The sequence below is a fragment of the Stutzerimonas zhaodongensis genome (assembly GCF_003696365.1).
Classification (GTDB): Bacteria; Pseudomonadota; Gammaproteobacteria; order Pseudomonadales; family Pseudomonadaceae; genus Stutzerimonas; species Stutzerimonas zhaodongensis.
In genome coordinates this window covers 881,069-900,489 of sequence record NZ_RFFM01000001.1, presented here as the reverse complement: position 1 = coordinate 900,489, position 19,421 = coordinate 881,069, and the positions used below count along the sequence as shown (strand labels likewise).

Annotated in this window: 20 protein-coding genes; 11 read left to right on the top strand and 9 right to left on the bottom strand. The window is 55.8% G+C overall.

Features of this window, described 5'->3' with window-relative positions; translation table 11 throughout:
• Positions 1–47: 47 nt before the first annotated feature.
• The 8 genes from EA797_RS04050 to EA797_RS04015 form a co-directional block, all read right to left on the bottom strand.
• On the bottom strand, positions 48–1,442 hold the full coding sequence (locus EA797_RS04050; RefSeq protein ID WP_122163876.1) for an SLC5/6 family protein: 1,395 nt from the start codon (positions 1,440–1,442) through the stop codon (positions 48–50).
• A gap of 8 nt (positions 1,443–1,450) precedes the next feature.
• Positions 1,451–2,434, bottom strand: coding sequence for an arsenosugar biosynthesis radical SAM (seleno)protein ArsS (gene arsS / locus EA797_RS04045; RefSeq protein ID WP_122163875.1), 984 nt, complete (start codon positions 2,432–2,434; stop codon positions 1,451–1,453).
• 213 nt (positions 2,435–2,647) lie between these two features.
• Complete coding sequence (gene arsJ / locus EA797_RS04040; RefSeq protein WP_122163874.1) at positions 2,648–3,874, bottom strand: organoarsenical effux MFS transporter ArsJ; 1,227 nt, start codon at positions 3,872–3,874, stop codon at positions 2,648–2,650.
• A gap of 136 nt (positions 3,875–4,010) precedes the next feature.
• Positions 4,011–5,018: an ArsJ-associated glyceraldehyde-3-phosphate dehydrogenase gene (locus EA797_RS04035; RefSeq protein WP_122163873.1), complete on the bottom strand. Its 1,008-nt coding sequence runs from the start codon at positions 5,016–5,018 to the stop codon at positions 4,011–4,013.
• A 16-nt stretch (positions 5,019–5,034) separates the two neighbouring features.
• On the bottom strand, positions 5,035–5,361 hold the full coding sequence (locus tag EA797_RS04030; protein ID WP_122163872.1) for a YnfA family protein: 327 nt from the start codon (positions 5,359–5,361) through the stop codon (positions 5,035–5,037).
• A gap of 6 nt (positions 5,362–5,367) precedes the next feature.
• Complete coding sequence (locus EA797_RS04025; protein ID WP_122163871.1) at positions 5,368–5,862, bottom strand: phosphatase domain-containing putative toxin; 495 nt, start codon at positions 5,860–5,862, stop codon at positions 5,368–5,370.
• A 16-nt stretch (positions 5,863–5,878) separates the two neighbouring features.
• Positions 5,879–6,592: an arsenical resistance protein ArsH gene (arsH, locus tag EA797_RS04020; protein ID WP_122163870.1), complete on the bottom strand. Its 714-nt coding sequence runs from the start codon at positions 6,590–6,592 to the stop codon at positions 5,879–5,881.
• 133 nt (positions 6,593–6,725) lie between these two features.
• Positions 6,726–7,082 (bottom strand): metalloregulator ArsR/SmtB family transcription factor, encoded by a 357-nt coding sequence (locus EA797_RS04015; protein ID WP_122163869.1) that lies wholly within the window; start codon positions 7,080–7,082, stop codon positions 6,726–6,728.
• A 157-nt stretch (positions 7,083–7,239) separates the two neighbouring features.
• On the opposite strand from EA797_RS04015, the gene EA797_RS04010 reads away from it, so the two are divergent.
• The 3 genes from EA797_RS04010 to EA797_RS04000 all read left to right on the top strand — a co-directional run bounded on the left by EA797_RS04010 (position 7,240) and on the right by EA797_RS04000 (position 12,601).
• Positions 7,240–8,331 carry an ArsO family NAD(P)H-dependent flavin-containing monooxygenase gene (locus tag EA797_RS04010; protein WP_122163868.1) on the top strand — a complete coding sequence of 364 codons (1,092 nt, stop codon included), beginning with the start codon at positions 7,240–7,242 and terminating at the stop codon, positions 8,329–8,331.
• Positions 8,332–8,361: 30 nt separating this feature from the next.
• Positions 8,362–9,438 (top strand): ACR3 family arsenite efflux transporter, encoded by a 1,077-nt coding sequence (arsB, locus tag EA797_RS04005; protein ID WP_122163867.1) that lies wholly within the window; start codon positions 8,362–8,364, stop codon positions 9,436–9,438.
• 199 nt (positions 9,439–9,637) lie between these two features.
• Entirely contained in the window at positions 9,638–12,601 is a 2,964-nt protein-coding gene (locus EA797_RS04000; RefSeq protein WP_122164682.1) for a PAS domain S-box protein, read from the top strand.
• Between the two features lie 41 nt (positions 12,602–12,642).
• Here EA797_RS04000 and EA797_RS03995 read toward each other — a convergent pair whose 3' ends face one another.
• On the bottom strand, positions 12,643–13,035 hold the full coding sequence (locus EA797_RS03995; protein WP_122163866.1) for a GFA family protein: 393 nt from the start codon (positions 13,033–13,035) through the stop codon (positions 12,643–12,645).
• 534 nt (positions 13,036–13,569) lie between these two features.
• Between EA797_RS03995 and EA797_RS03990 the strand changes: the two genes are divergently transcribed.
• The 8 genes from EA797_RS03990 to EA797_RS21665 all read left to right on the top strand — a co-directional run bounded on the left by EA797_RS03990 (position 13,570) and on the right by EA797_RS21665 (position 19,389).
• Complete coding sequence (locus tag EA797_RS03990) at positions 13,570–13,947, top strand: hypothetical protein (RefSeq protein WP_122163863.1); 378 nt, start codon at positions 13,570–13,572, stop codon at positions 13,945–13,947.
• 383 nt (positions 13,948–14,330) lie between these two features.
• Positions 14,331–14,888: a hypothetical protein gene (locus EA797_RS21680; protein ID WP_147456807.1), complete on the top strand. Its 558-nt coding sequence runs from the start codon at positions 14,331–14,333 to the stop codon at positions 14,886–14,888.
• 85 nt (positions 14,889–14,973) lie between these two features.
• Positions 14,974–15,657: a hypothetical protein gene (locus EA797_RS03980; protein WP_122163864.1), complete on the top strand. Its 684-nt coding sequence runs from the start codon at positions 14,974–14,976 to the stop codon at positions 15,655–15,657.
• A 75-nt stretch (positions 15,658–15,732) separates the two neighbouring features.
• On the top strand, positions 15,733–16,185 hold the full coding sequence (locus EA797_RS21675) for a hypothetical protein (protein WP_147456806.1): 453 nt from the start codon (positions 15,733–15,735) through the stop codon (positions 16,183–16,185).
• 77 nt (positions 16,186–16,262) lie between these two features.
• Positions 16,263–16,634 (top strand): hypothetical protein, encoded by a 372-nt coding sequence (locus EA797_RS21670; RefSeq protein WP_147456805.1) that lies wholly within the window; start codon positions 16,263–16,265, stop codon positions 16,632–16,634.
• 50 nt (positions 16,635–16,684) lie between these two features.
• The gene (locus EA797_RS03975) at positions 16,685–17,062 is read left to right on the top strand and encodes a hypothetical protein (RefSeq protein ID WP_122163863.1); all 378 of its coding nucleotides are present in this window, start codon (positions 16,685–16,687) and stop codon (positions 17,060–17,062) included.
• A 908-nt stretch (positions 17,063–17,970) separates the two neighbouring features.
• On the top strand, positions 17,971–18,528 hold the full coding sequence (locus EA797_RS03970; RefSeq protein ID WP_122163862.1) for a tetratricopeptide repeat protein: 558 nt from the start codon (positions 17,971–17,973) through the stop codon (positions 18,526–18,528).
• A 144-nt stretch (positions 18,529–18,672) separates the two neighbouring features.
• Positions 18,673–19,389 carry a hypothetical protein gene (locus EA797_RS21665; RefSeq protein WP_147456804.1) on the top strand — a complete coding sequence of 239 codons (717 nt, stop codon included), beginning with the start codon at positions 18,673–18,675 and terminating at the stop codon, positions 19,387–19,389.
• Positions 19,390–19,421 lie beyond the last annotated feature (32 nt).

The window sequence follows — 19,421 nt, the reverse complement described above, 5'->3', positions numbered from 1 at the left end:
AGGTGGTCGATGCAGCGCAGAAAAGGCGAGGCAGCACCTCATGTGCATCAACGTCGTGCCTGCTGGCTGGCCTGCAGAAAATAGCCAGGCAACAGATAGCCGAGCGTGCAGAGCAGCAAGCCGTACAGGTTGGTGCCCAGCAGCAGGGCATATTTGCCGTCGCCGATGGCCCAGGCTTGGGGGATCCAGTCCAGTGTCAGGGCGATTCCCAGCGCGAGGCCGGTCCAGAAACTCAAATGAAAGCCAAGACGCGTCGGTTGCGTCAGGCCATGAAGCAGGAACACCGGCGCGAGCCCGATGACCATGGTTCCGCTGATGGTCGTGGCTTTGAGAATGTCGGTGCCGGCGATCATCGGCAAATTGCCAAGCAGCGCGAACAGCACCATCGCACCCATGCCCAGGCCGATTGCACGCGAGCCGAGATCGCGGCCGGCGAGCAGTGGCAGCTCCCGGCCCACCAGTTTGGCAAGGCTTGAAAAGGTGGAATCCAGCGTCGAACCGGCGGCCGATACCATCACGACGGTCATGACCATCAGTGCGCCGATGCCCATGGTTTTTGCCAGCGCAGCTGGCACGTTGTCTGACGCCGCGAGCCCGGTCAGCTGTGCATGTACACCGATCAGGCTGAATGCGAGGATGGCGATAAAGCCCAGAACGCCGGCCAATAGAAATGCACGGCGCATGGCGCGCTCTTCACTGATGAAGCCGCGGTCAGTCAGGACCGGATCATGGAAGCCGTAGCTGAGCGCCTGCAATCCGGCGACCAGCAACAGATCGACCCCGGCATCGAGCGACCAATGACTGGTGCTCGCCAGTTCGGCCGCTGAATGCTGTGGCAATACCAGGCCCAACACCCAAACCAGCGCAACGACGAAGATCGCCATTTGCGCGGCATCGGTCAGGATCGAGCTGCGCAGGCCGCCACGCAAGCTGTAGCCAAGCGTAACGAGCGTGAACAGCAGGGCAGCGCCAATGAACTCGGTGCTGCCGGAAGCGCCGTAGTAGCCGCCCACCACGGCCGTGTTGCTCCACACCTCGTTGAACAGGCGGATCAGGATCGCAGCGGTGAAGGCCAGCGCTGCGGCGTGCCCGTAATGGCTCGACAGGAAGCTCACCAGCCCCTTGGCTGCGAAGCGTCGCCGCAAGCGGTAGATGGCGAAACCTGTCAGCGGTATCGACAACCAATACGTGGCATAGGCGAGTCCGCCGACCAGCCCATAGCTTGCGCCGAGGTTCGCCGCGTTGGTCACCGACTTGGCGAAGATCCAGCTGATGAAAATGCTGGAGGTCAGCAGCCAGGGCGCGACGGTGCGACCTTGCCGATCCTGGCCTTCGAAAAAACCGCCCAGCGTGACCGAGCGTGGAGACAAGGCCAGCATGGCGACGCCATAGATGACAAGAAAGCCCCAAAAGAACAGACCCATCCAGCTGCTGGACTCCATGCAGAAACCTATCCTTGTTCGTTCAGGCTGCCACCGCAGCTCGAGCCTTGCCCGGCGGTGCAGGCGTAGCAATGGTCACGGGTAACGATGGGGTTGCCTTCCAGCGTTGCAGTACGCAGCAGGTCGCGCAGGTGAGGACGGTCGCGGCCAATCAGCCCCGTTGTCGCCATGGGCAGCTCGAGCATCTGGTTGAAGTCGCAGTCATAGAGAAATCCCTGCCAGTCGACGCTGACAAGGCTGCGGCACATCACGGCGTCGAGATTCTCCGGGCGATAACTGTCGCGCAGCAGCTGCATGTAATCGCCGAATTGCCCCTTGCTCACCAGGGTGCTGCCAAAGCGGGCAATGGGTTGGTTGGTGATGGTCAGCAAGTGATTGAACGAAACGCCGAAATCTTCGGCGAGATGTGCCTTGTAATCGGCCTCGAGCCGAGCTTGAGGCGGCGGCAGGCTGGCGCCCTGCGGGTTGAAGACAAGATTCAGGATCAGGCCGCTGCCCTCAGTGCCATAACCCAGCTCATTGAGCTTTTTGAGGCCTGCAATGCTGGCTTCGAACACACCGTCGCCTCGCTGCTTGTCGACGTTCTCCCGCGAGTAGCAGGGCAGGGAGGCGCTGACCTCGACGCCCTGATCAGCCAGAAACTGCGCCAGATTTTCATAACCCGGCTCGCTCAGAATGGTCAGGTTGCAGCGGTCGATGACCCGCAGCCCTTCGCGACGCGCGTGGGCGACGATCTCCCGAAATCGCGGATGCATTTCGGGTGCGCCACCCGTGAGGTCCAGAGTGTGAACTGGATGCGCATCGATCACCTGGTGCAGGAGGCCAAGGCTTTCATCGGTCATCGCCTCCGTGCGTGTTGGGCCTGCGTTCACATGGCAGTGCAAACAGCGCTGATTGCAGCGATAGGTGAGGTTGACCTGCAGCGCCTCGAGAGCCGCTCTGCGGATCGGCGGAAAATCCAGGCTGTTCAGGAGTGGAAGCGTGGCGTGCATGGCAAGGCTACTCCTAGAAACGGTTGAATGCGGGTTGCCAGCGGAGCGTTCGGGAGGCCGGCCTAGCGGATATAAGGCCTGCCGCCCGGAGCCACGCGTGAGCGTGCTTGCATCGACTGATCATTGGTGTGCAACCAGCTCCGCAGCTGGAGTGTTGATGGAGCATAACCCTTAGCGGTGGCTTAAACGAACGCTGGAGCTATTCGTCTTGGCCTAGACGTCAGTGGCAGTGCGATGGCGGGGTAAGCCAAAGGAGATGACCGCCGCAAGCAGAACGAAGGCGCTGGATACCCAGAGGCAGGCCTGGAGCCCATAGGCCTGAAAAATCCAGCCAGACAGCACGGTGCCAAGCAACCGGCCCATGGCGTTGGACATGTAGTAGAACCCCACATCGAGGGAAACGCCGTCTTCCTTGGCATAAGAGACGATCAGATAGCTGTGCAGCGAAGAGTTCACGGCGAACATCACGCCGAATACCATCAGCCCGCCCAGCAAGACCCATTGCGGGGAGAGCTGCGTGTCCAAGCCCAACGCAATGGCCGCAGGCAACCCGGCCAGAAGCAACGCCCATATCAGCGCCGCTCGGCCGTCCGGCACTTGCCCCCCTTTACGCCCGGTGAAATGCGGAGCGAAAGACTGCACGATGCCGTAGCCGATGACCCATGCCGCGAGAAAACCACCCACACGCCAGTGGTCCCAACCAAAGGTGCTCGCCAGGTAAACCGGGAGCGCAACCACGAACCAGACATCCCGCGCGCCGAACAGAAACAACCTGGCGGCGGAGAGAATGTTGATCGCCCGGCTCTTGGAAAGAATGTCCTTGAACTTCGGCTTCGCTTTGGCCTTGCCAAGATCCTTCTTGAGCAGCATCAGACTCGCAATCCAGACCAGGGCCAGCACCGTTGCCATGGCCAGAACTGCGCCGCGAAATTCCAGCCATACCAGCAGAACGCCGCCCAGAAAGAAGCCGACACCCTTGAGCGCGTTCTTCGATCCGGTCAGCAGCGCTACCCATTTGTAAAGCGTGCCCTGGGCACCGGGCGGAACCAGCAACTTAATCGAGCTTTTGGCGCTCATCTTGTTGAGGTCCTTGGCGATGCCGGACAGCGCCTGGGCTGCCATCACCCACGGGACCACCAGCCAGGCACTGGGAACGGTGAGCAGCAACAACGCCACGACTTGCAGTGCGAGGCCGATATTCATGGTGCGGTTCAGGCCCAGCCGCGCACCGAGCCAGCCGCCAACGAGATTGGTCACCACACCGAAAATCTCGTAGAAGAGAAACAGCATCGCGATCTGCAGCGGCGAGTAGCCCAACTGGTGAAAGTGCAGCACCACCAACATGCGCAACGCGCCATCGGTGAGAGTGAAGGCCCAGTAGTTGGCGGTCACCACCAGGTACTGGCGGACTTCCGGGGCGAGGCAGGAGAGGGCGTGCATGGTCGGGTCCGTAGTAATGGTGCTGTCAGGTCAGAACAACGCAAGTGCAGAAGCGGCAACGGTCAGGAAGCAGCGAGCTCGCAAGTGTCTCCACCAGCGGCGCGAGGGACGCGCCACTGGCAGCGCAAGCGGCGAATCAGCCTGACAGGCCGACCTTTCGCGCCAGCTCAACAGTGCGGTTGGCGTAACCCCACTCGTTGTCGTACCAGGCGTAGAGTTTTACTTGGGTACCGTTGACGACCATGGTCGACAGCGCATCGATGATCGAGGAGCGCGGGTCGGTTCGGTAATCGATGGAAACCAGTGGTCGCTCTTCGTATCCGAGAATGCCCTTGAGCGGACCTTCGCTCGCAGCGGCTTTCAGCAGCTGGTTGACCTCCTCGACGGAGGTCGCGCGTTCTACCTCGAACACGCAATCGGTCAACGAGGCATTGGCCAGCGGGACGCGCACCGCATGCCCGTTGAGCTTGCCGCGCAGCTCGGGAAATATCTCAGCGATCGCAGTGGCCGAGCCTGTGGTGGTCGGAATCAGGCTCATGCCGGAGGCGCGGGCACGGCGCAGATCCTTGTGCGGCTGATCGAGGATGCTTTGGGTGTTGGTCAGGTCATGAATGGTGGTAATCGAACCGTGGCGGATGCCAAGCTTTCCATGGATCACCCTGACCACCGGCGCCAGGCAATTGGTCGTGCACGAGGCCGCGGTGACGATGCGGTGCTGCGCCGGGTCGAAAAGACCATCGTTGACGCCCATGACGACATTTAGCGCCCCCGCTTCCTTGACGGGCGCGCTGACGACTACGCGTTTAACCCCCTGGTCCAGATAGCCCTGCAGCACCGCTACGGTCTTCATCTTGCCGCTTGCTTCGATAACCAGATCGCAGTCCGACCAGTCGGTGTCGGCGATGGCCTTGTTCGCGGTGACCTGAATTCGTTTGCCTTCGATTACCATGCAATCGCCATCGCTGCTTGCTTCATGACTCCAGCGGCCGTGTACCGAATCGAAGTTCAGCAGATGCGCGTGGGTGGCTGCGTCACCCGCCGGATCGTTGATCCGGATGAACTCGATCTCGGGCCAGCCCCAGGCCGCGCGCAACGCCAACCGCCCGATTCGGCCGAAGCCATTGATGCCTACCTTGATCGCCATAGTTTGATCCCCTGAATCATGCGCCCCGCGGCGCGAACATGATGATGGCCATGCCAACCAGGGCGACTGCTGAACCCAGCAGATCCCAGCCGGTAGGGCGAATGCCGTCGACTAGCCAGAGCCAGATAATGGCGGCGCCGATGTAGACGCCTCCGTACGCTGCGTACACCCGTCCTGCTGAGGTGGGGTGCAGTGAAAGCAGCCAGGCAAAGAGCATCAGCGATGCCGCCGCAGGCACCAGCAGCCAGATGCTTTTGCCTTGCCTGAGCCATAGATAGGGCAGATAGCAACCCACGATTTCGGCCAGAGCCGTCAGGGCGAACAAGCCAAAGGTTTTGAGCATGAAGCCTCAACCGCCGAATTGAGCGAGCCATCCAGCATGAGCCGGATGCTGGAGAGCTTTGGGCCGAAGCGCCTGGACGTTGCGCACGGCGGTCTCGCGCTCGACACCCAGTTCGATAAGGATGCGGGCTGCAATCAGCCCTGTTCGCCCGGAGCCGCCTTTGCAGTGGATGGCCAGCGTGGCGTTCGAATCGAGCAGGGCGGCGATCTCTTCGCGGTGACGGGCCCAGGCCGCATCGAAGTCAGCTAGCGGCACGTGCTCATCAGCGATCGGTAGATGCAGCCACTCAAGACCAAGCTCGCTGCAAACTGCGGAGAGGTCTGAGGCGTCATTCGCGGCCAGTTCGGCGTCCGGCATCAAGGTGATGAGGGCATTCGCGCCGGCATCTTTAAGTGTGGCCAGTGCCTCGCTCAGGCTCGCGTCTCTGGTGCCCGGGCATGGTGTGAATATCAGGTGGCCAGGACGTTGTGGGATGTCGAGGACGTCGTACGGGTGCGGCATGGTCATAACTCCTGGTTCAGATCGAGCGCTGGTTGACCCGTGCCGACAGTGCCTCGGCCGATTCCTTGCGTTCCGAGTAGCGATCGACCAGATAGCTGCCACGACCGCGAATCAACAGGGTGAACTTGACCAATTCCTCCATCACATCCACGACGCGGTCGTAGAAGGCCGAAGGCTTCATCCGTCCAGCGTCATCGAATTCCAGAAACGCTTTGGGCACCGAAGACTGGTTGGGTATCGTCACCATCCGCATCCAACGACCAAGCACGCGCATCTGGTTGACGGCGTTGAACGATTGCGAGCCGCCACATACCTGCATCACCGCCAGTGTCTTGCCCTGGGTCGGCCGCACCGCGCCCATGCTCAGCGGTATCCAGTCGATCTGGGCTTTGAATACGGCGCTCATCGAGCCGTGCCGTTCCGGCGAGCACCACACCTGGCCTTCGGACCAGATGACCAGGTCACGTAATTCCTGGACCTTTGGGTGGCTCTCAGGAGCATCGTCTGGCAGCGGCAGCCCAGATGGATCGAAGATCCTGGTCTCGCAGCCGAGCGCTTCAAGCAACCGCGCGGCTTCCTGACTCATGAGGCGGCTGAATGAACGTTCGCGGTTGGAGCCGTATAGCAGCAGGATGCGCGGCTTGTGCTCCAGATCGTCAGGCAGTGAAAGCTTGTCCAGGCTCGGTAGGTCGAGAAGGGCAGGGTCAATATTCGGTAGGGTTTCGTTCATGTCTTACCTCAGATCAGGCGCCGCAGTGTTTGCTTCGAATCAGGCCCGGTCTCAAACCGTTCCAAAGCAGGGCGTTAGGCTCAGTCGCAAGTGCGTTTGTCAGGGCGCAGTGGGCGCGCATCGATCACCCCTCTCAACCACAGGCCGACGTGCGTCCGGGTCGGTCACGCATGCGCTCAAGCCGTTCGGCGTCTGGACTCAACCATCGTTTGTTGGCCGCCAGTACGAGCGTGAGCATGTCATGCACCCAGTCCGGCAGATGCGGGTGCAGTCGGTAATACACCCACTGCCCCTGACGCCGATCCTCGAGAATCGCGCAGCTTCGCAGCTGTGAAAGATGCCGCGATACCTTGGGTTGGCTTTGCTCGAGCGCAGTGGTCAGCTCGCAAACGCACAGCTCCCCTTCGCGGGCGATAAGCAGGGTCATGCGCGCCCGGGTTTCATCGGACAGGCATTTGAAAACGGTATCGGGTGTCAGGTGTTCGATCATGTCAGCCTCTGCGAGAGTGGCTGAATATATTGATTAGCATATATGCTGTAAAGCGAATACTATCCGGCAAAACCCCTGCTAAACGGGTGGATGCCCATGTCATTCATCCAGCGAACTGTATAAATATCTGTATTAAGTCATATATGAGGCCGGTCTGATGACGACGGATGATGCAGCCTTGAGCAGCCCGGACGTGATCATCATAGGTGGCGGCCAGTCAGCTCTGGCGACTGCCTATTTTCTGAGGCGCACGAAGCGCTCCTTCCTGATACTCGACGATCAGACAGGAGCAGGCGGTGCCTGGCTGCATGCGTGGAAGTCGCTCAAGCTATTTTCCCCAGCTGCCTGGAGCTCGATTGCCGGGTGGCCGATGCCTATAGCGCAAAGCCATACGCCAACCCGCATGGACGTAATCGACTACCTGGTGCGTTACGAGCAGCGGTACCAGCTTCCCATCGTGCGCCCGGTGCATGTCAGCTCGGTTACCGCGATTGACGATCAGCTCGAAGTCAAAGCCGGGGGCCAGGCGTGGCGCTGCCGTGCGCTGGTCAGCGCCACGGGCACCTGGGGGCAGCCCTATCTGCCAGAGGTCCCGGGCCGAGAGGCGTTTCTGGGTATTCAGCTGCACTCGGCACACTACGTGAACGCAACGCCGTTCGCCGGCAAACGTGTGCTGGTTGTCGGCGGCGGCAATTCCGGCGCGCAGATCCTTGCTGAGCTATCGAAAGCCGCTGAAACGATCTGGGTGACTGAAAAGGAGCCGGCATTCCTGGCGGATGATGTTGATGGCCGTGTCCTGTTCGAACGCGCGACAGCGCGCTGGAAAGCGCAGCAGGAAGGCCGGAGCGTCGAGCAGCCGGCCGGCGGTTTAGGCGAAATCGTGATGGTGGATTCAGTGAAAGATGCGCGCGCGCGGGGTGTTCTGCATGCCCGGCGGCCATTCAAGCGCTTCACGGAAAACGGCGTCGAATGGGCGGACGGACAGTTCGAAGCGGTAGACGTGGTGATCTGGTGTACGGGGTTCAAACCGGCACTGGCGCACCTCGATAGCCTCGGCGTGATCGAACCGGATGGCAGGGTGAAGGTAGACGGAACCCGATCCGTGAAACAGCCCAATCTCTGGCTCATGGGCTACGGCGACTGGACCGGGCCTGCGTCAGCCACCCTGATCGGGGTGACCCGTTATGCACGCAGCGCCGTCGAGCAGATCGACCAGATGTTGTCCGAGTCCGCCGTCAGCTCCCACTAACCGAAGCTCAAGTGAAGCAAGAGAAGCTCCATGTCTCAATGCGAAACCCTCGGCAAGAAAGTCGCCGGCGCACCAATCGGATTCTTCGAGCGCTACCTGACCCTTTGGGTCTTTCTCTGCATCATCGCCGGTACGCTCATCGGCCTCTTTGCACCGCAGGCCGCCCAGGCCGTCGGGGCCATGGAGCTGGCGAAGGTGAACATCCCGGTGGGCTTGCTGATCTGGGTGATGATCATCCCGATGTTGATGAAGATCGATTTCGGCGCTCTGCACGAGGTCTTCGCGCACCGTGCGGGCATGGGAGTCACCCTGATCGTCAACTGGGCTATCAAACCCTTCACCATGGCTTTTCTAGCCTGGTTGTTTCTGCGGCACGTCTTCGCGGGCTGGCTGCCGGCTGACCAGATCGACAGCTATGTGGCAGGGCTGATACTGCTGGGCGCTGCGCCTTGCACCGCGATGGTGTTCGTCTGGAGCAACCTGTGTAACGGCAATGCCAACTTCACCCTGACCCAGGTAGCGGTGAACGATGTGGTGATGGTGTTCGCCTTCGCCCCGATCGTGGCGCTGCTGCTGGGCGTTTCTTCGATTCCCGTGCCGTGGGACACCCTGATCCTTTCGGTGGTGATGTACATCGTCATTCCGCTGACCATCGCTCAGTTCATCCGCCACCGCTTGCGCATGGTTGGCGAGGATCATTTTCAGGCGGTGCTGGCCCGTATCCAGCCGTTCTCGATCATCGCGCTGTTGGCGACGCTGGTCCTGTTGTTCTCTTTCCAGGGCGAGGCGATTGTCGAACAGCCGCTGGTGATCGCCATGTTGGCCGTGCCGATCCTGCTGCAGACCCTTCTGATCGCCGCGCTGGGTTACTGGCTCAATCGACAGTTGAAGGTGCGTCATGACATCGCTGGCCCGTCGGCGATGATCGGCGCGTCCAATTTCTTCGAGCTGGCGGTAGCCGTTGCCATCGTGCTCTATGGCTTCAATTCGGGAGCGGCGCTGGCGACCGTCGTGGGCGTACTTATCGAGGTGCCGGTCATGCTCTGGCTCGTCCGGACGGTAAACAAGAGCCGCGTCTGGTACGAGCGAGCGCTGCCGAGTCAATGAAGCGGATCGCCTGTCGCCAAACGGCTCTAAAATAGCCCTTGGGGACACATGCGGGTGCAAATTCCCAGCGTTTCTGCTTTGATGGTTTCAGACGACACGTTGCGGCTGATGGCCGGCCCTCAACCATGATGCGAAAGTGGGAATAGCTCTGGAAAACCTAACCCGAGACGCGCTTGAGGCTGAGGTCATCCGCCTGCGCATGGCATTGAACGAAGCTAGAGCCGACGCAGGCCATTCAGCTTCTCATCAGGATCGACGTAACGGCTATTTATCGGATGGCAATGCAAGTTTTTTGACCGCATCCGATCCGTTTGCCGCGGCCAATCCACCGCTGGAAGCATTGCGAGTTAGCCAGGCGGCGCTAGCCCTCAATGAGGCACGCCAGCACGCCGTCTTCGCCTCCGTCGAAGTTGCCATGGTTCTTACAGATCCGGCAGGAATAATCACGAACTGGAGTCTGGGTGCAGAGCACGTCATGGGCTGGACTGCTGCCGAAATGCACGGCCAGCATATTTCGACCATCTTCACAGCGGTCGACCGCTCGCATAACCGCGCCGATGCGATCATGCAGCAGGCCTTGCTGGACGGGCGCACCACTGTCGAATGCTGGCATCTTCGGCGAGACGGTCAGCAGTTCTGGGCGTCAAGCCACCTATCCGCGCTGCATGACAAAAGCGGCGCACACCTCGGCTACCTGAACGTTCTGCGCGACCAGACCCATGCCGACCTTGCTGGGCGCGCAGTGCAGGAATCACAGCAGCGTTACCGGCTGGCCGCAAACGCAACCAACGACGCCGTGTGGGACTGGGATCTGACCAATAACCAGGTTCTCTGGAATGATGCGCTGCAGCAAGCGTACGGACATGCCCCCGACACAGTCGAAAGCAGCGGAAGTTGGTGGATCGATCACATCCACCCGGATGACCGCGCCCGTATCGATACCTCCATTCACGCCGTCATCGATGGAAACGGCATTACCTGGAGCGATGAGTACCGCTTTCGGCGCGCGGATGGCTCATATGCCGATGTGCTTGATCGTGGCCAGGTGATCCGGGATGCCGAAGGCCGTGCTGAGCGCATGATCGGAGCGATGCTGGACCTGACACGCATGCGCGCGGCCGAGGCGGCGCTCCGTCAGAGTGAAGAGCGCTTCAGAACCATCCTGGAAACGATTGACGCCGCATTTGCGATCGTCCAGGTCAAGTTCGATGCCGACGATCAGCCGGTGGATTATCGTTTCCTCGACGCCAACCCGGCCTTCGAACGGCAGACCGGTGTCGACCTTCGCGGAAAATGGGTCACCGAGTATGCCCCGGAGCTTGAGCGGTTCTGGTTCGACACCTACGGGCACGTGGCCAAAACCGGGGAAGCGGCCAACTTCGAGAACTACGCTCAGGCCTTCGAGCGGTGGTTCGACGTCCGGGCTGTGCGAGTCGGTGATCCTGCCAGTCGCCAGATCGCCATTCTTTTCAACGACGTCACCCAGCGACGAGAGGCCGAGGAGCGGCTGCGGGTCAGCGAAGCGCTCGCGCGTGAAAACGTGGATCGTGTCCAGTTGGCGCTTGCGGCGGGCGCCATTATCGGAACCTGGAACTGGGATCTCCCAACGGACCGGTTCACAGTCGATGAGGGCTTCGCCTTCGCGTTCGGTCTCGATCCGGCCCTGGGTCGGGACGGGCTCAGCCTTGAACAAGTGGTCGAAACCGTTCATCCCGAAGACCGAGCCGGACTGATGGGCGCAATCGCCGAGGTCATCTCTCGCGGCGGCGCCTATGCCCACCAGTACCGGGTCCGGCGTGCAGATGGCAATTACTACTGGATCGAGGCGAACGGTCGCGTCGACTGTACCGAAGACGGCACTCCGCTGAGCTTTCCGGGTGTTCTGATCGATGTCGAGGACCGTCGCTCGATCGAGGCCGAACGCGACCGTGCCACTGCTGCGTTGCGCGCGCTCAACGAAACACTCGAACAACGTGTGGCCGAGCGAACGGCCGAGTTGATCCAGGCGGAGGAGAAGCTTCGCCAATCCCAGAAGATGGAAGCGGTCGGTCAACTGACCGGCGGCCTCGCGCATGACTTCAACAACCTGCTGGCCGGTATCTCCGGGGCGCTGGAACTGATCAACATGCGGATCGCCCAGCATCGGCTCGATGACATCGACAAGTACATGGCCGCCGCACAGGGCGCAGCCAAGCGCGCCGCCGCACTGACGCACCGGCTGCTGGCGTTCTCGCGCCGCCAGACACTGGACCCACGCCCAATCGACGTGAACATGCTGGTCGAGGGCATGACCGAGCTGATCCAGCGCACGGTCGGCCCAAGCATTCGCGTCCAGACCATAAAAGAAAGAGAGCCGTGGCCGGCATCCGTCGATGCCAGCCAACTGGAAAATGCGATTCTCAACCTCTGTATCAACTCACGTGATGCCATGCCGGACGGCGGGCAGATCACCATCGAAACCTCCAACCGTTGCCTGGATCGCAGCGCGGCTCATGCCTATGATCTGCCTGAAGGCCAGTACCTGTGCTTGTGCGTGACGGATACCGGCACCGGCATGGCCCCCAACATCATCGCCAAGGCTTTCGATCCCTTCTTCACGACCAAACCCATCGGGCAAGGCACCGGCCTTGGGCTTTCGATGATCTACGGTTTCGCCAAGCAGTCTGGCGGGCAGGTGCGCATCAATTCGGAAGTAGGGAAGGGCACGGCGATGTCCATCTACCTGCCCCGATATCACGGCAGCGCTGCCATCGGCGCGGTAGACCCCGACAGATCGACCGCCACGCTTGCCGAAGCCAGCGGCACGATTCTGATCGTGGATGACGAGCCATCGGTGCGGCTGCTGCTCATGGACGCACTGGGCGATCTCGGGTTCTCGTTGATCGAAGCCGCGGACAGCCTGAGCGGGCTAAAAGTGCTTCAGTCTGACGTGAATATCGACCTGCTCATCACCGACGTGGGGCTTCCCGGCGGAATGAACGGCCGGCAAATGGCGGACGCAGGGCGTGAAGTCAGGCCGAACCTCAAGACGCTGTTCATCACGGGCTACGCAGAAAACGCCGTCCTCGGAAACAGCTCTTTAGGGCCGGGCATGCAGGTGCTGACCAAGCCATTTTCCATAGACACATTGACTGGCCGAGTGCTGGAGCTGCTCAGTACATAGTGCCGGCTTCAGCGGCTGTTTCGGCCGCCACGCCGGCTCGCCTAATCGTCGGAGCGACCCGTCGTGTCACGATCGTGCTCGTATCGATTTACCAGCGGGAATGCTGGCAACCATGACTCGCGCCGGCTGATCCAACACTCATATGTAGGCATCAATTGATCCGGTGCATCCAGGCAGCCCAGGTGCACCTCGATTTCGTCTGCCGAACGTGCGAATACCGATGAACCGCAACGCGGACAGAAGAACCGCCCGGCGTAGTCTCGCGTGTCACCCGTGATCGATACCAATTCCTGAGCGAACACCGCCGCTGCGAAGAAGAGGGCGCCATGATGCTTGCGGCAATCCAGGCAATGGCAGAGGCCCACTCGATACGGCTGCCCGGATGCAACAATCCGCACATTGCCGCACAGGCAGCCGCCGGTGAACTGATCCATGCTGTGCCTCCCTAAAAACGACAGGATTTCGCTGCGAAGAACTCAGTATTGATGCTCTTTCGAAATCTGCTCGGAGATCGCAAATCGTTAAGCCGGCAATTGTGCCAAGCCCGCGCGTTGACTGACGCCACTGAGCAAGTAGTGGCTTCCGTTAACGTCTGCCTGGTGGTCGATATGGCCCCGCATCTCGTTAAGCGCTGCGCCGACGCCCTTGACACCCCGGCAAGTGCTCGACAACAACACTGCCTGACGTCCGGGCGGCCGGACCGAAGTTGATGCTCATCAAGCTTCGACTCATCACCCAAGTCGCCCGATAGACTTGCCAGGCACGCATCACGTAATGTCACGCCATGCATTGCCCCGCTATTCGAACGAGTGCACTCCCGAGTGGTGCATAACTACCTTATCAGGTCGTGACACCGCCAGAACCCGCGCCCTAGAGGGGAGATACCATGATGCAGCAGAATGTTATACACCACGCCCGTCCGGCGTCTTATACACCACTTGGTGTCTAATTATAGTTAGACCTAGATCATGAACGGACTCACCCGCGAAAACTCATCAACCATTGCCTTTGTCGTGAATTGCTACCTAAGCAACTCAATAAGCACAGATGAATTGCAGCAATGGGCTATTCGAATCATGGAGTCAACTGAAGCATACCCAGACTACATAGCTGAGTTGCTTCGCTTTGATGCTCCTCGCTTCCATATCTACAAAACAATCGGCTTCAGCCCTGGCCGCAGCTTTACAAATCAGGAGGACGAAGCAATTTTTGGCATTGCATATCTACGTAATCGCGAGGTATTTGACGGCCCAACTAGAGAGCATGCTATAAACTCACTACATATGAACCAGGCTATCCTTACAGAATTCAGAACTGCTTTTCCGTTCATCCAAGTAGCGGTGTAAGGTCTAACAAATGGTTCAAATCGTTCGCTTCGCTCACTGGGACGGGCTAAAGCCCGCCCCTTAACCAAATGTTAGGTCTCACATGAAAAATCCTGACTGGACCTCCAAAGGCAAGACAGTAGCCGACTTGGCTAAGGAACTACTCTCGTTTGAGGATCAAGAAATGGAGGTAAGGATATCGCTAGATGGTGGTGACACTTCGCTACCAGTTTCGTTGGTGGGTAAATCCAATCGAAAGTATGCCGTGCTTATTAACTGCCAAGATATCCCAACTCCTATCAGGCACCGTGATGAAACCTAACAAGTCGCTGAAATCGCTCACTCCGTTCGCTGGGACGGCGTTCCGCCGCCCCTTAGCTTAATCGTTATAACCCGAGCAAATAATGAGTTCATACCGAACAGATAACAGAGACCGACTTATAAAACTGATTGATCAGATATCAGTTGATAAGCAACCTGAAGGATGGACTCATGTCGCCTCGATAGCTGTCGGAGGGCTTCTTTCTGTTGGGTTCTCCCAGCAAGGAGCTTACTTATTGGTCGTATCTAGCTCCGGCCGCAGCGTTATTTACTGCAAAACAGGCGAAAAAGTTGAACGCGACTACGAAGAATACGCGGAATTAAGCGACCTCGGACTTCACTGCCGAGGAATCGGGGTGATCGCAGATGAAGTCATATCGCTTTGTGGCATTAATGGAGGAGGCCTGCCGCTCACAAACAGAGCGGGAGAAGGGCTAGAGGTTGTTTCTCCAGAATGGCCTGAAAGCCATCTAATTCTATGCAAGCCGTTCAAAAGCGCTCTCATACCTGGGCATCAACCTGACTGCAAAATAATTTACACAGACCATTTAAGAGCATATGGTTTTTCGTGGTGTGGTAACTACATAGTAGCGGCTTGCGGCAGCGATCTTGATATATGGTCCCGCGAGGCGGAGTTATAACAATTGGTTCAAATCGTTCGCTTCGCTCACTGGGACGGGCTAAAGCCCGCACCTTAACCAAACGTTATACAGACTGGAAAATCACATGGATGTCTGGAGTCAAGTAAAAGTCTCAGCAGTGCAAAAAGCCATGCAGCTTTCCTGGCTTATTGGCCTGCTCACCATAATTACATTTGCTGACTGCTATCTAATTTTAAAACACGGCAGCGGGGTATCAATACTCTCGTTCGAATGGATAAAAACAAATATAGACATTAGAGACTTGATTATTGGCACAGGGCTATTTTCATTTGTTTTTGCCGCCGTAATACCTGGCTTTTGGTTTATTGTCTGGCCTTTTCTGCAAATAGCATTATCAAAAATTACAAATAGCAGTATCTTTTTCGGCAAAATGCCCAGTGATGGCTTTACACGAGCTGAAGTGCTGATGGCCCGTGCGGCCAAAGAAGGGAATATGGCGTTGCTTCGCTACTGTGAACAGCACAAACAAGACATCGAAACACGAAATTTCATCTCAACCTGCGCCCAAGGAATTTTAGTATTAACCTTTACAGCATGGGCTCTCTCCCCGCCCGAGGTGTTGCCAACAGTATTCGAAATACAAAGCTACGTTGAGCAGTTCCCCTGGTATATTGAAAAGCCGGTGAACGGCTCTCTAGTTTTATTCTATATGGCCGTAGTAGTAATGAGTTTCATGCGAAAAACTGATTCCGATAACTATATTGGAATAGTCCTGGAACCAAAACCGAGCAATCGGAAGCTTATATAACAATTGGTTCAAACCGTTCGCTTCGCTCACTGGGACGGGCTAAAGCCCGCCCCTTAACCAAACGTTAGGTATCACATGGAAACCAGCTTCTCAGCCAGGGTATGGAACTGGTATGCAGATGATGAGTATGAAAAGCTACTTTCATTCCTACAACTCTGCTATGGACTAGAGTTTCTTGCGCTCGAAGCAAAACAGCAGAGCGAATCGATACCATATTGCCCCGCATGCGAAGTGTGGAGCGAAAAAATATTAAGGATCAAAGATTTTGCTGACGATTACGGAAATGATATTCCAGCTGATATAAAAAACGAGTTACTCTCGATATTTGAAAGCTGCGACAATTTAAGCGGTGATGCATTCCACTGCGATGATCAATTTATGTTTAGCCATAATGAATGGGCGAGTATTAGAAGCGCCGCCATTAATTGTTTGTCGCGCATTGAATGGTGTACTTTACAAACATATGCACACGAATTTGAAGGGCGAGCTAGAAATGTTCTTTATGGCGTACCGTACCAAGAAACCTAACTAGTGGTTCAAATCGTTCGCTTCGCTCACTGGGACGGGCTAAAGCCCGCCCCTTAACCAAACGTTAGGGGTTTCCCATGAACCCAATCGAGCAAATTGCTCAGCTGGAGAAGCAAGCAGAGCTAGTACTGGCAGAGCGTGCCGACTGCTCAGACATAATCCCATTCTGCGCAGAAGCCATTTCGCTAATGCAGTCACAGCCAAATCTAAACAATGAGTTCGTTAATTTACTTTCGAGCATGAGTTGCCCCGAATTTATTGCAGTCTGCGTTCATGCGTTACGTTGGCCCAATCTAAACCAGGCTGTACTTCAGAAATATAACCGCGCCGTAGAGCAAAACGATTGGCGTGCCGAAGGTGCATTGCGAACGGTTGTTGATGCTATAAACCCAAACTGGGAAGATGCTTGTGATTTCTATTCAGCTTACTTTCATAATCTAAACCCCTAACAAANCGTCTTATACACCACTTGGTGTCTAATTATAGTTAGACCTAGATCATGAACGGACTCACCCGCGAAAACTCATCAACCATTGCCTTTGTCGTGAATTGCTACCTAAGCAACTCAATAAGCACAGATGAATTGCAGCAATGGGCTATTCGAATCATGGAGTCAACTGAAGCATACCCAGACTACATAGCTGAGTTGCTTCGCTTTGATGCTCCTCGCTTCCATATCTACAAAACAATCGGCTTCAGCCCTGGCCGCAGCTTTACAAATCAGGAGGACGAAGCAATTTTTGGCATTGCATATCTACGTAATCGCGAGGTATTTGACGGCCCAACTAGAGAGCATGCTATAAACTCACTACATATGAACCAGGCTATCCTTACAGAATTCAGAACTGCTTTTCCGTTCATCCAAGTAGCGGTGTAAGGTCTAACAAATGGTTCAAATCGTTCGCTTCGCTCACTGGGACGGGCTAAAGCCCGCCCCTTAACCAAACGTTATACACACATGGTAAAAGTTCAGAATGAATAAAATTTCATCTTTTCTGGTTGCCTGCATCTCTCTATCGTGGTTATACAGATGTATTCCAACCGACTGGGAATTTCTGATACCGGCGGCTATCTTCGCTGCTTGTTCAACTTATTTATATAAAGGCAATAAAATAGCAAAGTGGTGCGCCTTCGCTTTCACCTCATTAAACATTTTGGCCAATAATCTAGTTATTAATTTAATTGAGGAAAGGCAACATCCAGCATCTCCGATAGAGGTACCAATTGAGCTACAAATATCTACTCCACTATCTTTGGTTACGTTACTATTTTTGTTAGCTTCTTTTTGGTTCCCTAAGTCCAAAAGCGTATAACAATTGGTTCAAATCGTTCGCTTCGCTCACTGGGACGGGCTAAAGCCCGCCCCTTAACCAAACGTTAGGTGCTTACAAGAAGGTGTCCTGTGGAAACCATACGAATTCCTAATGTGTTTTTTCCTTTACTCATTGCATACGCACTATTTGCTTATGCAGCTTTCTTGGCATGGAAGCCGTCCTCTTCATCTTTTGGGCTGCTTACTATGTTTTCATTTATGGTCCTAGCGTTTATTGAGGGTGCGCCAATACTTTTATTTTTCTTTACTGACAACCTGGAATCCAACCTGTCTATGCTGTTTGAACTGCGTAGATGGCTAAATTCTTTATTATTAATTGCTGGACCAATTTCTATTATAGTAGCGCTTCGTTTAAGGTCGGTGCTCAACACCTAACTAGCGGTTCAAATCGTTCGCTTCGCTCACTGGGACGGGCTAAAGCCCGCCCCTTAACCAAACGTTAGAGCTCAATAATGAAATCCAGCACCTTACAAATAGCATTTTTTATCCTAAGCCTGACTGCAACCAAATCATTTGCTGAAGACAACAAGCTTTTCGAACAAGCAAACGCAGCCATCAACTCAGGAAACTGCGATACTGGAATCCAAATTTTAAGTGAATTATCTAGTAGAAATGTACCTGGCGCGCTAATCAATTTAGGTAACATTTACGCAACCGGCAGTTGCGGCGAGCCGGATTTTGGCAGAGCCGATTCGCTATATCAGGCAGCAGCGACTTTGGATGTTCCTATCGGGCATTACCAATACGGACTACTACATTTTGGGGACCAATCTTATGACCAAGATTATGATTTGGTTTTCAAACACTGGTCGCGCGCATTCAATCAAGGCATGCCTATTCATTATGAATTATCTATCCTTTATTACAAAGGGCTAGGTACATCGAAAAACCCGGAAAAAGCGGAGTCTTTACTAATTGAAGCATCAACCCTTGGCGATGAACATGCCATAACTCTTCTGAATAGCTTTTATCAAGACAAAGACGGCCCGCTTTACAAGCCAGAACAGTAGTAGTCGGGCATAGCAGTACTATCGGCCGCTTAAGGGCATAGACCAACACAACGTCCAGAGAAAGTCTAACTAGTGGTTCAAACCGTTCGCTTCGCTCACTGGGACGGGCTAAAGCCCGCCCCTTAACCAAACGTTAGGTTTCAAATGGCAAATCGATCATATATCTGGAACACGGCAACACCAGACGCCAACCCTTGGAATCATTTGGATGGTATAAATCAGGGCATTGAATTCGTTGAAATTGCTGATGCATCTAATAGAATTCCTGTTCCTTGGCTATGTTGTTTTAGAGGGGCAGAGCTGAATAAGGTCAGTATTCCACTTGAGCCTCATGACAATGGCTTCCAACCTGAACCATTGATTTTCGAACTTCCATGGATTGAAGTTTCTACTGCGCAAAAAAACCTTCAGGAAAGCCTTCACATATTTCAAGAACTAACTGGCGACTTGCTCCTAGGAGAAGGCTATTGGGATTATGCCTGTAGAGGTCTCGTAGATCTTCCCCTGCCATACTTAGTGCTTAACCCAATAGATGTTTTCTTTATGAATGATCCATTGGAAGAAGCTGAAAAATTCGCAAGATGTTTACGCGAATCTTCAGGCTCAATGGAGCTAATTAAGCATTTATCGTTTTTTAATGAATACTTTCCGGCATTCCCTGCACATGATTTTTATACTTTACCCTTCAGCGAGCTAAATCATCAAGCCCGCCTGGAATCATCTAGAGCTTTAGATGCGGCTTATTTGGGAAAGAACAATTGGTACTGGCATCGGGCAATTGAACAGAAGCACACCCCGCCGGAACCTCCAGTGCAGAACAAAGTAACTCGCGAAAAAAAGCAATGGTGGCGTTTATGGTAGAACCTAACAACTGGTTCGAATTGCTCGCTGAG

What these genes read in the sequence shown, in the direction of transcription:
- EA797_RS04050 (WP_122163876.1), bottom strand. Translation starts at nt 1,442, where the DNA reads ATGGAGTCCAGCAGCTGGATGGGTCTGTTCTTTTGGGGCTTTCTTGTC.
- arsS (WP_122163875.1), bottom strand. Translation starts at nt 2,434, where the DNA reads ATGCACGCCACGCTTCCACTCCTGAACAGCCTGGATTTTCCGCCGATC.
- arsJ (WP_122163874.1), bottom strand. Translation starts at nt 3,874, where the DNA reads ATGCACGCCCTCTCCTGCCTCGCCCCGGAAGTCCGCCAGTACCTGGTG.
- EA797_RS04035 (WP_122163873.1), bottom strand. Translation starts at nt 5,018, where the DNA reads ATGGCGATCAAGGTAGGCATCAATGGCTTCGGCCGAATCGGGCGGTTG.
- EA797_RS04030 (WP_122163872.1), bottom strand. Translation starts at nt 5,361, where the DNA reads ATGCTCAAAACCTTTGGCTTGTTCGCCCTGACGGCTCTGGCCGAAATC.
- EA797_RS04025 (WP_122163871.1), bottom strand. Translation starts at nt 5,862, where the DNA reads ATGCCGCACCCGTACGACGTCCTCGACATCCCACAACGTCCTGGCCAC.
- arsH (WP_122163870.1), bottom strand. Translation starts at nt 6,592, where the DNA reads ATGAACGAAACCCTACCGAATATTGACCCTGCCCTTCTCGACCTACCG.
- EA797_RS04015 (WP_122163869.1), bottom strand. Translation starts at nt 7,082, where the DNA reads ATGATCGAACACCTGACACCCGATACCGTTTTCAAATGCCTGTCCGAT.
- EA797_RS04010 (WP_122163868.1), top strand. Translation starts at nt 7,240, where the DNA reads ATGACGACGGATGATGCAGCCTTGAGCAGCCCGGACGTGATCATCATA.
- arsB (WP_122163867.1), top strand. Translation starts at nt 8,362, where the DNA reads ATGTCTCAATGCGAAACCCTCGGCAAGAAAGTCGCCGGCGCACCAATC.
- EA797_RS04000 (WP_122164682.1), top strand. Translation starts at nt 9,638, where the DNA reads ATGGCATTGAACGAAGCTAGAGCCGACGCAGGCCATTCAGCTTCTCAT.
- EA797_RS03995 (WP_122163866.1), bottom strand. Translation starts at nt 13,035, where the DNA reads ATGGATCAGTTCACCGGCGGCTGCCTGTGCGGCAATGTGCGGATTGTT.
- EA797_RS03990 (WP_122163863.1), top strand. Translation starts at nt 13,570, where the DNA reads ATGAACGGACTCACCCGCGAAAACTCATCAACCATTGCCTTTGTCGTG.
- EA797_RS21680 (WP_147456807.1), top strand. Translation starts at nt 14,331, where the DNA reads ATGAGTTCATACCGAACAGATAACAGAGACCGACTTATAAAACTGATT.
- EA797_RS03980 (WP_122163864.1), top strand. Translation starts at nt 14,974, where the DNA reads ATGGATGTCTGGAGTCAAGTAAAAGTCTCAGCAGTGCAAAAAGCCATG.
- EA797_RS21675 (WP_147456806.1), top strand. Translation starts at nt 15,733, where the DNA reads ATGGAAACCAGCTTCTCAGCCAGGGTATGGAACTGGTATGCAGATGAT.
- EA797_RS21670 (WP_147456805.1), top strand. Translation starts at nt 16,263, where the DNA reads ATGAACCCAATCGAGCAAATTGCTCAGCTGGAGAAGCAAGCAGAGCTA.
- EA797_RS03975 (WP_122163863.1), top strand. Translation starts at nt 16,685, where the DNA reads ATGAACGGACTCACCCGCGAAAACTCATCAACCATTGCCTTTGTCGTG.
- EA797_RS03970 (WP_122163862.1), top strand. Translation starts at nt 17,971, where the DNA reads ATGAAATCCAGCACCTTACAAATAGCATTTTTTATCCTAAGCCTGACT.
- EA797_RS21665 (WP_147456804.1), top strand. Translation starts at nt 18,673, where the DNA reads ATGGCAAATCGATCATATATCTGGAACACGGCAACACCAGACGCCAAC.